Source organism: Streptomyces fodineus, from assembly GCF_001735805.1.
Lineage (GTDB): Bacteria > Actinomycetota > Actinomycetes > Streptomycetales > Streptomycetaceae > Streptomyces > Streptomyces fodineus.
Window position 1 is genome coordinate 5379669 of record NZ_CP017248.1, and the last position, 13347, is coordinate 5393015.

Consider the following 13347-nt stretch of genomic DNA (forward strand, 5'->3'; position numbering starts at 1 on the left):
CTTGGCAACCAACTCCACCTAAGTTGTCCCCACTTGGTCCAGGTTCATAAACAACTTCCAGGTAACTGCCCTTAGATGGATCAGAGTTGTAGCGTTTGGTCGTGACCCAGGAGTATGTGGCAGTGAACGGCAGCAGAAGGCTCACGCCTCAGGAGATCGCCGACACCCTGCGCGAGCGCATCCGCTCCGGCGCCCTGCGCCCCGGCGAGCGGCTGCCGACCCAGGCCGAGCTGGCCGGGGAGTTCGGGGTGGAGCGGGGTGCCGTACGCCAGGCGCTGCGGGTACTGCAGGAGGACGGGCTGCTCAGCGACGTCAGCAAGGGCAGTCCGCCGCGGGTCGCCGAGCCGCAGGCGCCGCGCGGGGAGCCGCAGCCGACCATGGTGGCCCTCGCGCCCCGGCTGACCGAGGCGTTCTCGGCGCCGCACGTGCGCATCGACGCCGTGTGCCTGACCGCGCAGAGCCTGATCCCGGCGCTCGGGGAGGCGCTGCGCCTGGTCCACGAGGGCCGGCTGCGCCCGGAGCGGATCGACGCCCGCATCCTGCTGCCGTCCCGTGACATCAACCTCGCCTTCCCGGTCTCCGTCGACGCCGGAAGCCAGGAGGACGACGCCGTCCACCGGCGCTGGCTGGCCATGCGCAACGCCCAGGGCCAGGTGCTCCAGTACAACCTGCAGGCGCTGCGCGGCACCCACGACATCGACGTCCAGGTCACCTTCCGGGCGCTGCCGTTCACCCCGCCGGTCAAGCTGTACCTGCTCAACGGGGTGGAGGCGCTGTTCGCGCACTACATGATCACGCGCCGCGCGGAGCCCACCGAGCGCGGGACGCTGGAGATGTACGACGCCCTCGGCTCGGAGTCCCTGCTGTTCTCCTTCGAGCAGCGGGCCGGACAGCGCGACGCGGCGTTCGTGGAGCAATCGCAGAAGTGGTTCGACGCCCTCTGGGAAACCATCACCACGGACCTGACACTCTCCTAGTGACTTCTGATGCGACCACGCAGACCGAACAGACCACGAACGAGATCGAAAAGATCCGGGATCTGATCGAAGGTGCCCGGGTGGTCCTGTGGGATTTCGACGGACCGATCTGCCGTCTGTTCGCGCGGCACACGGCGGAACGGGTGGCGGCCGAACTGGTGGACTGGCTGGCCGGGCGCGGGCTGCACAACCTGCTCAGCGACTCCGAGCGCGACTCGCTGGACCCGCACGAGGTGCTGCGTGCCGTGGACCTCCGGCACCCCGGCAGCGACCTCGTGACCGAGCTGGAGGAACGTCTCACCCAGGAGGAGCTGCGGGCCGCCGGCTCCGCGTACCCCACCCCGTACGCCGACCCCCTGATACGCACCTGGACCGCGGTGGGCGCCCGCCTGGCCATCACCACCAACAACTCCCCGAAGGTGGTGCGCACCTACCTGAACGACCGCGGCCTGACCGCCTGCTTCGCCCCCCACATCTACGGCCGCACCACCGACCTGCACCTGCTCAAACCCGACCCGCACTGCCTCAACCGCGCCCTGAACGCGATGGGCTCCGCCCCCACGGCGGCCCTGATGATCGGCGACTCCCCCTCCGACCTCGCCGCCGCGAACGTCGCCGGCGTGCCGTTTCTCGGCTACGCGCGTAACGAACGCAAGACGAAGCTGCTGCGCGAGGCCGGGGCCGCGTGGGTGGTCGGGTCGCTGGAGCCGCTGCTGCGGACCCTGCGCCGCTGGTGACAGCGGGCCGCACGGCTGGTGGGTGGTTGACTTGGCTGGTTGCCTGACTGCAGGGTTTGCCGCCGGTGCGGGGGAGGAACATACCGCAGGTGACGCTGGAGCAGCGGGACGACGAAGCCGGCGGCCACGAGTGTCTCCGGGTCACGCAGGAGCTGCGGGCCCGGCTGGCCGACGGCTTCTACCCGGTGGACACCTATCTGCCGCCACAGACCACGCTGGCGAAGGAGTTCGGGATCTCCCGGGACACCGTGCAGCGGGCCCTGCGAGCACTGCGCGGCGAGGGCTGGATCGAGTCCCGGCAGGGCAAGGGCTCACGGGTGGTGCGCAACCAGCGCATCCAGTCCGCGACACCCCGGGCGAGCCGCTCACGTCGGCAGCTGACCCTCGGCCCGCTGATCTCCGAGGCTTTCGAGCAGCCCGAAGTCACCCTGGACATCTACACGTTGACGTCGGAGAGCCTGGACACCCACATCCATCTGCAGGCCGAGCGCATCCGCGCCGGGATCATCGCGCCCCGAAGCATCGCCCTGCGCCTGATCCTGCCCTCCGCGATCGACGCCCTGCCCCACCCGAGAGGCGCGCACGACGGAAAATCCGACGAGCGACTTCGGGCACGGCTGCGCGGCATCGCCGAGACCCACATCGCGTCCCTCGACAAGGTCCTCGGGGAACTGCACACGGAGAAGCTCGTCCCGCAGATGTCGTACGAGTTCCGTCATGCCCCCTTCGCTCCCACGTTCAAGCTCTACATCGTCAACCGTTCCGAGGTACTGCACGGTCCGTACATCCCGCTCGTCCGCCCGGTGATGCTCGACACCGGCGAGCAGGTCGAGGCGGTGGACGTCCTGGGACTCGGCGCGACCCTGACCCACCACGTCCGCGACGGCTGTGCGGACTCGCCGGGCTCGACCTTCGTGGACGGCATGACGGCGTGGTTCGAGGCCATGTGGGAGTTGCTCACCGACGAGGCGGAGTCCACACGGGGTCGGCGATGACGGGACGCTCTGGCTTGATGTCGGCCAGCTTGTTCCAGAGGTTGCGGTGGCACTCCATGTGGTGCTCCGCGATCTGCGCGGTCGTACGGGACGTCGAGCGCAGGTCCCAGCCGATGTAGCGGGCCTGGCCGTACAGCGGCCCGAAACCCTCGGTGTCCAGGATCCGGTAGGTGTTCTCGTGCCAGGTCACGTCCCTGCGCTCGATGCCGTACGGCGTGGTGAACACGGTCTCCTGGTTGAGGATGTAGAGCTTCCGCTCGGGTATCTGCGGCGATTCCCGGATCTCGCAGGAGATGACGATCCCCGGGTTCCTCTGGTGGACCCGCTCCAGCAGGTTCTTCAGGGTGATCCAGTTGTGCTTGGTGAAGTCGTCCCGCATCCGCTGCCGGTTCTCCGGCGAGTCCCGGAAGTAGAACCTCTCGGCGTCGGACTCACCGCTGCGCGGAGCCGGTACCAGCCCACCCGGCAGGCCCATCGGCAGGTTCAGGTGGGCGATGATGATGCACAGCTTCAGCTCGACCGTGCGTACTTCGTGGTCGGCCATCTTCTCCAGCGGCACGCGCAGCGCGTCCAGCAGTGTCTGCATGGTGAATCCGGAGAAGTCGACACGTACCAGCCGGGCCTGGAACGCTTCCCGGAACGCGGCGTGCAGTTCGTCGCGGTCGGCGAAGACGTGGACGCCGACCACCTCCTTGGGCTCCGACTCGCTGATGGCGTCGAAGAGGATGAGGGCCATCAGCGCGGCGAACGACCCGCCCAGCAGCTGCTGGCCCTTGAGAGCGTTCCCCAGCGGTTCGATCAGCTCGGCGGCGATCCCGAGCAGGGCGACCAGGGCGAGCAGCCAGCGGACCATGCGCGGCTTCCACGCCTCGAACGTCCCGCGGAGTCGCTGAAGCCGGCTCGGGCCGTTGTCGCCCGCGGTGCGAGATGCCACACGTACCCCCCGTGTGCGCCGTTGGCTGCGGGAGGGTGATGCCCGGTGTGCCTCGCCCGCACACCAACGGTGTGACGGCGGCGGCTAGTTGACCCCGGCGGCCGCCAGGGACCGCGCGGCCTCGATGACCGGGCTGTGCGAGTGCACGACCGCGTCCGCGCCCCGGCTCCTCATCTCCCGGGCACGTTCCGCCGACGGGGTGTGGCCGAGGAAGGCGGTGCCCGCGGCCCGCGCGGTCTGCAGGTCGGTGAGCTGGTCGCCGATGAGCAGGGCCTCGCTCGCCGGCAGGTGCAGGATCTCCAGGGCGCGGCGCACCGAGTACGGGTCGGGCTTCATGTGCCGCAGTTCGTACGGATCCCGGCCCACCACGGCCTCGAACTTCGCCCGGAGGTCGTTGTTCTCCAGGAACTCCCGCACCGGTCCCGCGGAGTTGTTGCTGACGATCACCAGCCGCAGGCCGAGTCCGGCCAGCGCGTCCACGAGTCGTACGACGCCGCGGGTCGGCTCGGCCGCCTTGACCGCGGCGTACTCGTACCGGGTGACGATGGCCTCGGCCTCGGCCAGGGCGCGGGGGTCACGGGGGGTGGCGGCCGGCCGGTCGAACATGTTCCTGAGGTGCCGGAGGATGCCGTGGGAGTCGTCGCACTCCTCGACGTCGCGGTCCAGGTCCCCCCAGATCCCGCGTACGACGCCCTTGATCTCGTGTGCGACGGGCGCGGTGGGCTCGTCGCCGAACAGGTCGGTGACCGGCCCGTCGAAGTCGAGCAGCACGGCGCGCGCACCGAGGAGCAGCCGCCGCAGAGCCACGCGTTCGTCGAGTGGACCGCCCATCGATCTCCTCCCGTCACCTCGGCCAGTGTGGACCACACATGGCCACGCTGCCAGCACCGCAGGTCATGCCCGGGCGCGGGACGACCTGCGGGGCACAAGTGTGCGTCCGGTCGCCGTCCGGGCGATCGGGTTCGATGAGTCGACGGCGTCTGGCACGATGCACGCCGGCGGAAGGGGTAACGTTCTGCCACTTCCGCACCTTCACCGGTGGCAAGGCGAGAGAAACGGGCAATGTCCCTCCAATCAGCTTCGGTTGCTCGACTGCACGCGGTCGAGGTGAGCGGCGACGAGTCTCTGGTCGAGGGCCCGCTCCACGGGTATCACCACGAGACGTATGTGTTCCCGCTGCTCGGCGAGGCGGGCCGGGTGCAGCCGGGGCGGTGGAAGTGCCGGGAGCCGCGGCCGGACCTGCTCTGGTTCGACCGGCGCTGCTTCGCCTCCGAGGAGCAGTTGCTGCAGGACCTCCAGGGGCGGATCCGTGGCATTCCCGAGATCGCCGAGGTCGGCGGCATCAGCCTGATGCGTTTCATCGAGGGCCGCACGCTCGGCTCCCTGCACGGCTCCGGCAAGTCCGTCCCGGACGTCTACCACCGTCAGATCGTCGAGCTCTTCCGGCAGCTGGCCGCCGTGGCCCCCACGAGTCTCAGGGCGGCGCGCAGGTGCGATCCGGAGGACCGCCCGGAGGACGGCGACACCGAGGGTTTCCTCCAGCGACTCGTCCATTTCACCGAGCACCGGGTCTACCGGCACAACCTCGACCGGTTCGAGGGGCTGTTCCGGGAACTGGGCGTGGGCGAGGACGCGTTCGCCCATCTGCGCACGTACGTCTCCGGCCTCACCCGTCGGCCGTTCTGCCTGCTCCACGCCGACCTGCACCGCGAGAACTTCATCGTGGACGCCGAACAACGCCTGTGGACCATCGACTGGGAACTCGCCATGGTGGGCGATCCGCTCTACGAGCTGGCGACCCATCTCCATCTGATGCGCTACCCGGCGTGGCAGGCGCGCAGGGTGGCCGAGCTGTGGCACACCACCGTGGAGGAGGTCCGGCCCGGCAGCACGAACGGCTGGCACGGCGATCTGCCGCTGCTGCTCGGCTACAAGCGGGCCCAGTCCGTCATCACCGACGTCATCCGCTGCGCCCTGATGCTGGGCGCCGTACCGGACGCCGGCTGGCGGCGGATGGCTTCCGCGGCGCCGAAGCTGCGCCGGATCCTCGTCGACGGTGCCGCGCCGCTGGGCCTGGAGCCGGTACCCGGCCCCCACCGGATCGCATCGGCGCTCATGCGCTGGTGCCGCGAGCACGGCACCCGCCGGGGCGCCGCCCCATGACGGCCGTACCTCCCGTGGGCGGTGCGCCGGGGCACCTCCCCCGACCGCCGTCTCTCCTACGGGAGCCGGCGGATCGCCCGTATGGTGGTGTGCGTCGTCCTCCGCCGGACTCCCGGGAGCGGCCAGTGAGTGCAGTGAGCGCTCCGCCTCCTGCTGCATGGCTCCGACTCGCGTCGGAACCCGTCGTCGAGGCCTTCGTCCATGACGCCAAGAAGTGCGAGCCCTTCGGCAGCGGTTTTCACAACTGGAACTACGCGGTGCCGCTCACCGGGCCGATGGCCCGACTGCTCGGCCGGGAACCGGGGACCCGGGTGACCGTACGGGTACGGCAGGACGATGTCCTCCCGGTGGTGATCCGGACGTGGCAGGACGAGGCGGAGATCCTGCGGGCCGTCCAGCGCGTCCTGCCCCATGTGCCCGAGTGCCTGGTCGCGGGAGCGGGATTCGCCATCCACAGCTATGTGGAAGGAGTGCCGCTCTCCGAGGTGCGCGGCGCCGGAAGACCGCTGGAACGTTCGCTGATCCGGGAGCTGGCGGACCTGCTCGCCCGCACGGCGACGGTGCGCAGCGCCAAGGCGCTGCCGCCCCTGCCTGTCTTCTGGCCCCGGAACCACACCGACAGCCAGGGCTTTCTGCACACCCTGGTCCAGATGGCCGACCTGCAGATCCGGCAGCCCAACTGGCGCCGGTTCGGGGGTTGTTCTACAAACTCGGCATACCCGAGGACGCCCTCGTCCGGCTGGCCGAGCGGGTCCCGGAGATGACCCGTCGTCCGTACCGGCTGCTCCACGGCGACCTGCATCGCGGCAACCTGGTCATGACGGCCGGCGGTGCCCCGAGCGTGGTCGTCGTCGACTGGGAGCTCGCCACGTTCGGCGACCCGTTGCACGACCTCGCCACCCACCTGGTGCGGATGCGTTACCCGGACCATCAGTGGGCCGAGGTGGTCGACGCGTGGGCGCAGGCCATGCACCGGGTCCGCCCGGCGGCCGTCGCGGGCCTGGCCAGGGACCTGGGCCACTACATCGCCTTCGAGCGGGCCCAGTCCGTCTACCCCGACATCATGCGGGCCACCAGGGCGCTTGGGGAGTCCTTCGACCAGCGCACCCTGGACAGGGCGACGGAATGGGTCGACCGGGCCCTGGAGGCAGGGGCGGAACCACTGCGGTTGCGCCGCGTGCCGAATCGGGCGGAGATCGAGCGCATCCTCTTCCGCTGGGGCGCGTCCGCGCAGCACCGGTCCGGTCCGGCCGTCCACGCGATCGGCTGGACGCCGGATCGGCGCGTTCCGGAACATCCCGACTTCCCCCACTCCGCCGTCGACGCCGCCCTGCAGATGGAGGGCGTGGTCCCGGGCGGCCAGGTGGTGCGCGGCGACAGGCACGTCAACTCCGTGCTCTGGGTGCCCGGAACCTGCTTCCCCGTCGTCGTCCGCCGCGAACTACCCGCCGACCCGCGACGCGAGCGCGGCTTCCTCGGCGAGCTGGCCGTGCTGGGCGTGATCGAGCGGTCCGGGGTGCCGGTGGCCGCGCCGCGGGTGCTGGCGACGGGCCACAGCCACGCGACGAACCCCGCCCACCTCTACCGCGGGGACTGGTTCGCCATCCACACCTACGAGGGCTCGGGCGCCCTGGGCCGCGAGCCCGACCATCCGGTCCACGGACTGCGTCCGCACGAGGCGGACGCCCTCGTCGACCAGCTGGCCGCGCTCACCGCCGTCGACTGGACCCCGATCGATCCGCTGGCCGGCCGCTCCGACTTCTACCTCTGGCTCGTCGACCAGCTCGCCGCGCTGGTCGACGGCCTGCCCGGGGAAACCCGGCGGATGGCCCGGTTCCTCGGACTGCCCGAGGCGACCCGGCTGCGCGAGATCCTCGCCATGCACCGCGTCACCACCCGCGCCCCCGCTCTGCTGCACGGCGACCTGAACCCGCGAAGCCTGGTGCGCCGGGACGACGGCCGGCTGAGCATCGTGGACTGGGACCGGGCCATGATCGGCGATCCGCTGTACGACCTGGTCCGCCACATGCACCTCACCCCGACCCGCCCGGAGATCAGGGACCGCATGTTCCGCCGGTGGGAGACCCGGCTGCCGCGGCGGCACACCCGGGACTGGCAGACGGACTGGCAGGTGTACCGCTTCTTCGAGATCGTGCGCTCGGCCTATGTGGACCTCGACCTCCTGGTCACCGGCCCGGGCCCGGAAGACCCCGACGTGCGCCGCGCGGTGGACTCGTACGCCGGCACCCTGGCCGCGGCCGCCGCATCCCTCGGGCTGCCGCTCCGGCCCCGTGGCGCCCCGCGTCCCGCCCGCGCCATGGCCTGACCCGCCCCGCCCCGGCGATGCTGCGTAGGCTCCCCCTCATGGGTGAGATGGGCCTGCGTGAGCGCAAGAAGCAGCGGATGTACCAGGACGTGTCGGACATCGCGGTGCGGCTGTTCCTGGAGCGGGGCTTCGACGCGGTGTCCGTGGCCGAGGTCGCGGCGGCGGCCGGGATCTCCAAGCCGACCCTCTTCCGGTACTTCCCGGCCAAGGAGGACCTGGTCCTGCACCGGATCGCGGACCACGAGACGGAGGCCGCGCGGGTGGTCGCCGGGGCGGCCGATCCGGTGGACGCGCTGCGCCTGCACTTCCTCGCCGGGCTGGAGCGGCGCGACCCGGTCACCGGGCTGAACGATCACCCCGAAGTGCTCGCCTTCCACCGGCTCCTCTACGGCACCCCGGCCCTGGTGGCGCGGGCGCACGCCCATCTGGAGCGGTCGGAGAGGGCGCTCGCCGAGGCGCTCGGGGGCGGCCTGGACGCCCGGCTGGCCGCGGGGCAGATCATCGCCGTGCAGCGCATTCTCGCCCAGGAGAACTGGCGGCGGATCGCGGCGGGGGACCCGGTCGCACAGGTGGCGCCGGACGCCGTACGGGCGGCCGAGCGGGCCTTTCGGCGGCTGGGGGAGGGGCTGCCGGAGCTGAGGCGGGCATCCTGAGACTCGGTTAAAAATGTAACTCGGTAATGTTTTGGCGTACGCTGGCGCCATGACCGCACTCGACCCCGCCCTCCCCGGCATCCTGCACGCCGAGCGCGCCTACCACGACACCTGCCGTGCCGCCCTCGCCGCGATGGTCGAAGGCGCCGCCGAACAGGTCGTCGTCGGCGAGGACGTCTCCGCCTCCGGAGCCGACGCCGAGGTCCTCGGCCACCGCTTGCGCAGCCAGGCCAAGGCGCTGCGCGAACTGCCGCCCGGGCCGCTGTTCTTCGGCCGCCTGGACTTCGCCGGCAGCGACCCCGAGCACGGCGGGCAGCACTACCACGTCGGCCGGCTCAGGATCACCGAGGACCCGGCCGCCCCGCCCCTCGTGGTCGACTGGCGGGCCCCCGTCTCCCGCGCCTTCTACCAGGCGAGCGCCCGCGACCCGCGCGGCGTCGAGGTACGGCGCCGGTTCGGCTGGGCGCCCGGCAGCACCGGCGACTCCGCCGGCCTCACCGGCCTGGAGGACGAGCATCTGGGCCGGGGCGAGTCACGGACCAGCGACATCGTGGCCCGCGAGATCGAACGGCCGCGCGTGGGACCCATGCGGGACATCGCGGCCACCATCCAGCCCGAACAGGACGACCTGGTCCGCGCCGCCCTCACCGACACGGTGTGCGTCCAGGGCGCGCCCGGCACCGGCAAGACCGCCGTGGGCCTGCACCGCGCGGCCTACCTGCTCTACACCCATCCCAAGCGACTCCAGCGCGCCGGCCTGCTCATCCTCGGCCCCAACCGCACCTTCCTGTCGTACATCGCCGCGGTCCTGCCCGCGCTCGGCGAGACGGGAGTCCGCCAGTCCACCCTGCTGCAGGAGATCGCCCGCGGGCCGGTCACCGGCGGCGATCCGGCGGGCGCCGCCGCGGTCAAGCACGACGCCCGGATGGCCGAGGTGCTGCGCCGGGCGCTGTACGCGCGCGTGACCACCGACGGTGTGACCGACCTCGCCGTGAAGGACGGCTCCAGCCGGTGGCGGGTACCCGCCGGTGAACTGGCCGCCGTCGTCGAGACGGTGCGCGCCGAGGAACCGCCGTACGCCATCGGCCGGGAGCGGGTACGCGCCCGGGTGGTACGGCGGCTGCGCGAGCGGGCCGAACGGCGCTGCGGGGTGCTGCCCGCCTCCTGGGTGCGCCGCATGGAACGGGCCCGGCCGCTCACCGAGTACCTCGACCTGGTCTGGCCCAGGGTCCGCCCCGAGGAGGTCCTCGCCCAACTCCTCGGCGACGCGGGCGCGTTGGCGCGGGCGGCCGACGGTCTGCTGGACCCCGGCGAGCAGGCGGCGCTGCTCTGGCCGCGCCCGCCGCGCTCGCAGAAGTCGGCCCGCTGGTCGGCCGCGGACGCCGTGCTGCTGGACGAACTGTCCGGACTGATCGAACACCCCGAGGGCTACGGGCACATCGTCGTGGACGAGGCGCAGGACCTCTCGCCCATGGAGTGCCGGGCGATCGCCCGCCGGGCGGCCTTCGGCTCGCTGACCGTCCTCGGCGACCTCGCCCAGGGCACCACCGCGTGGGCCGCCCGCGACTGGTCCGTCCAGCTGCGCCACCTGGGCCGGCCGGACGCGGCGGTGGTGCCGCTGACCACCGGGTTCCGGGTGCCGGCGGCGGTCGTGGAGCTGGCCAACCGCCTCCTGCCCCGCCTGGACGTGTCGGTCCCGCCGGCCGACTCCCTGCGCACCGACGGCGAGTTGCGGATCCGCCCGACCGACGACGTCCCGGGCACGACCGTCACCGCCGTACGCGAGGCGCTGGCCCAGGAGGGCTCGGTGGGTGTCGTGGCGGCCGACGCCGACGTGGCGGTCGTACGGCAGGCGCTCACGGCGGCGGGTGTCGCCACGGCCGGTCCTCACGCGCTCGGCGCCCGCGTGACCGTCGTGGCGGCGAGCATGGTCAAGGGCCTGGAGTACGACCACGTCATCGCCGTGGAACCGGCCGCCGTGGCGGAGGCGGAGGAGCGGGGCGCGCACCGCCTGTACGTGGTCCTGACCCGGGCGGTGTCCCGGCTGGACGTGGTCCACGCCCGCCCGCTGCCGTTCTGACCCGGGTAGCGTGCCGGCCCATGACCGGCGCCGAAGCCCTCGCCTTCGGGGGAATCCCCAGGACCACCCTCGCCGGCCTCATACGCCGACATACGCCGCCAGGTGCTCGCCGGTGAGGGTGGAGCGGGCCTTCACCAGGTCCGCCGGGGTGCCCTCGAAGACCACGGAGCCGCCGTCGTGGCCGGCGCCGGGCCCGAGGTCGATGATCCAGTCGGCGTGGGCCATGACCGCCTGGTGGTGTTCGACGACGATGACCGACTTGCCGGAGTCGACCAGGCGGTCGAGGAGGGACAGCAACTGCTCGACGTCGGCCAGGTGGAGGCCCGTCGTCGGCTCGTCGAGGATGTAGACGCCGCCCTTGTCGGCCATGTGCGTGGCCAGCTTCAGGCGCTGGCGTTCGCCGCCGGAGAGGGTGGTGAGCGGCTGGCCCAGGGTGAGGTAGCCGAGGCCGACGTCCGACATGCGTTCGAGGATCTTGTGGGCCGCCGGGACCCGCGCCTCGCCGGAGGCGAAGAACTCCTCCGCCTCCGTCACCGGCATCTGAAGCACCTCGGCGATGTCCCGCCCGCCGAGGGTGTACTCCAGCACCGAGGCCTGGAACCGCTTGCCCTCGCACTCCTCGCAGGTCGTGGCGACACCGGCCATCATCGCGAGGTCGGTGTAGATGACACCGGCGCCGTTGCAGGTGGGGCACGCGCCCTCGGAGTTGGCGCTGAACAGCGCCGGCTTCACGCCGTTGGCCTTGGCGAACGCCTTGCGGATCGGCTCCAGCAGCCCGGTGTACGTCGCCGGGTTGCTGCGCCGCGAGCCGCGGATCGGGGTCTGGTCGACGGACACGACGTCCGCGCCCGACGGCATCGACCCGTGCACCAGCGAGCTCTTGCCGGAGCCCGCGACACCGGTGACGACGCAGAGCACGCCGAGCGGGATGTCCACGTCCACGTTCCGCAGGTTGTGCGTCGTCGCGCCCCTGATCTCCAGGGTGCCGGCCGGCTTGCGGACCGTGTCCTTGACCGCCGCCCGGTCGTCGAGGTGGCGGCCGGTCAGGGTGCCGCTGGCCCGCAGGTCCGCCACGGTGCCCTCGAAGCAGACCGTGCCGCCCGCCGTACCGGCGCCGGGGCCGAGGTCGACGACATGGTCGGCGATCGCGATGGCCTCCGGCTTGTGCTCCACGACGAGCACGGTGTTGCCCTTGTCGCGCAGCCGCAGCAGCAGTTCGTTCATCCGCTGGATGTCGTGCGGGTGCAGGCCGATGGTCGGCTCGTCGAAGACGTACGTCACGTCGGTCAGCGACGAGCCGAGATGGCGGATCATCTTCACGCGCTGGGCCTCGCCGCCCGACAGCGTGCCCGCCGGCCGGTCCAGCGAGAGATAGCCGAGGCCGATCTCCACGAACGAGTCGAGGGTGTGCCGCAGCGACGCCAGCAGCGGCGCCACCGTCGGCTCGGCCAGCCCTCGTACCCATTCGGCCAGGTCGCTGATCTGCATCGCGCACGCGTCGGCGATGCTGACGCCGTCGATCTTCGAGGACCGGGCCGCCGCGGTGAGCCGGGTGCCCTCGCACTCGGGGCAGACGGTGAAGGTGACCGCACGGTCCACGAACGCCCGGATGTGCGGCTGCATGCCCTCCTTGTCCTTGGCGAGCATCGACTTCTGGATCCGCGGGATCAGACCCTCGTAGGTCATGTTGATGCCCGCGATCTTCATCCGGGTCGGCTCGCGGTACAGGAAGTCGTGCAGCTGCCGCTTGGTGAAGTCACGGATCGGCTTGTCCGGGTCGTACAGGCCGGACTCGGTGTAGAGGCGGTAGTTCCAGCCGCCCGTCTTGTAGCCGGGGATGGTGAGCGCGCCCTCGTTGAGGGACAGGGAGTCGTCGAAGAGCTGGGTGAGGTCGAGGTCGGTGACCGTGCCCCGGCCCTCGCAGCGCGGGCACATGCCGCCGGTGATGCTGAAGCTGCGCCGCTCCTTCACCTGCTGCCCGCCGCGCTCCACGGTGACCGCGCCGGCACCGCTGATCGAGGCGACGTTGAAGGAGTACGCCTTGGGCGAGCCGATGTGCGGCCTGCCGAGCCGGCTGAACAGGATGCGCAGCATGGCGTTGGCGTCGGTGGCGGTGCCGACGGTGGAGCGCGGGTCGGCGCCCATCCGCTGCTGGTCCACGATGATCGCGGTGGTGATCCCGTCGAGCACGTCGACCTCGGGGCGTGCCAGCGTCGGCATGAAGCCCTGCACGAACGCGCTGTACGTCTCGTTGATCAGCCGCTGTGACTCCGCGGCGATGGTGTCGAACACCAGCGAGCTCTTGCCCGAGCCGGACACGCCGGTGAACACGGTCAGGCGGCGCTTGGGGAGCTCGACGCTGACGTCCTTGAGGTTGTTCTCCCGGGCTCCGTGCACCCGGATCAGGTCGTGGCTGTCGGCTGCGTGCGGTGCGGTGGCGTCGGTCATGGCGGTCACGGTAGCCGGGGCGCACCGCCGGGCG

Annotated in this window: 11 protein-coding genes; 8 read left to right on the plus strand and 3 right to left on the minus strand. The window is 71.5% G+C overall.

The annotated features are described in order from the left end of the window. Positions 1-95 precede the first annotated feature (95 nt). The 3 genes from BFF78_RS22940 to BFF78_RS22950 all read left to right on the plus strand — a co-directional run bounded on the left by BFF78_RS22940 (position 96) and on the right by BFF78_RS22950 (position 2709). Positions 96-977, plus strand: a complete 882-nt coding sequence (locus BFF78_RS22940) for a winged helix-turn-helix domain-containing protein (protein WP_193433518.1) — start codon at positions 96-98, stop codon at positions 975-977. Beyond that, positions 977-1714, plus strand: a complete 738-nt coding sequence (locus tag BFF78_RS22945; RefSeq protein ID WP_227025910.1) for an HAD family hydrolase — start codon at positions 977-979, stop codon at positions 1712-1714. Before BFF78_RS22940 ends, BFF78_RS22945 begins: the two co-directional genes overlap by 1 nt. Positions 1715-1803: 89 nt before the next feature. Continuing rightward, complete coding sequence (locus BFF78_RS22950; RefSeq protein WP_069780112.1) at positions 1804-2709, plus strand: winged helix-turn-helix domain-containing protein; 906 nt, start codon at positions 1804-1806, stop codon at positions 2707-2709. Here the strand turns inward: BFF78_RS22950 and BFF78_RS22955 are convergent. Continuing rightward, on the minus strand, positions 2672-3643 hold the full coding sequence (locus tag BFF78_RS22955) for a hypothetical protein (RefSeq protein WP_159033042.1): 972 nt from the start codon (positions 3641-3643) through the stop codon (positions 2672-2674). The genes BFF78_RS22950 and BFF78_RS22955 overlap by 38 nt on opposite strands. An 84-nt stretch (positions 3644-3727) precedes the next feature. Beyond that, positions 3728-4474 carry an HAD family hydrolase gene (locus BFF78_RS22960; protein WP_069780114.1) on the minus strand — a complete coding sequence of 249 codons (747 nt, stop codon included), beginning with the start codon at positions 4472-4474 and terminating at the stop codon, positions 3728-3730. A 276-nt stretch (positions 4475-4750) separates the two neighbouring features. Here BFF78_RS22960 and BFF78_RS22965 point away from each other — a divergent pair, with 276 nt between their 5' ends. The 5 genes from BFF78_RS22965 to BFF78_RS22980 all read left to right on the plus strand — a co-directional run bounded on the left by BFF78_RS22965 (position 4751) and on the right by BFF78_RS22980 (position 10865). Beyond that, entirely contained in the window at positions 4751-5806 is a 1056-nt protein-coding gene (locus BFF78_RS22965; protein ID WP_335755350.1) for an aminoglycoside phosphotransferase family protein, read from the plus strand. A gap of 125 nt (positions 5807-5931) precedes the next feature. After that, positions 5932-6570: a protein kinase family protein gene (locus tag BFF78_RS49755; protein WP_227025911.1), complete on the plus strand. Its 639-nt coding sequence runs from the start codon at positions 5932-5934 to the stop codon at positions 6568-6570. Then, complete coding sequence (locus tag BFF78_RS22970) at positions 6504-8132, plus strand: phosphotransferase (RefSeq protein WP_227025912.1); 1629 nt, start codon at positions 6504-6506, stop codon at positions 8130-8132. The genes BFF78_RS49755 and BFF78_RS22970 overlap by 67 nt, the downstream gene beginning before the upstream one ends. Before the next feature lie 38 nt (positions 8133-8170). Further along, entirely contained in the window at positions 8171-8785 is a 615-nt protein-coding gene (locus BFF78_RS22975) for a TetR family transcriptional regulator (RefSeq protein WP_069780116.1), read from the plus strand. Positions 8786-8834: 49 nt separating this feature from the next. Continuing rightward, complete coding sequence (locus tag BFF78_RS22980; RefSeq protein ID WP_069780117.1) at positions 8835-10865, plus strand: HelD family protein; 2031 nt, start codon at positions 8835-8837, stop codon at positions 10863-10865. A 78-nt stretch (positions 10866-10943) separates the two neighbouring features. Here the strand turns inward: BFF78_RS22980 and BFF78_RS22985 are convergent, their stop codons facing one another. After that, positions 10944-13313, minus strand: coding sequence for an ATP-binding cassette domain-containing protein (locus tag BFF78_RS22985; RefSeq protein WP_069783743.1), 2370 nt, complete (start codon positions 13311-13313; stop codon positions 10944-10946). Positions 13314-13347 lie beyond the last annotated feature (34 nt).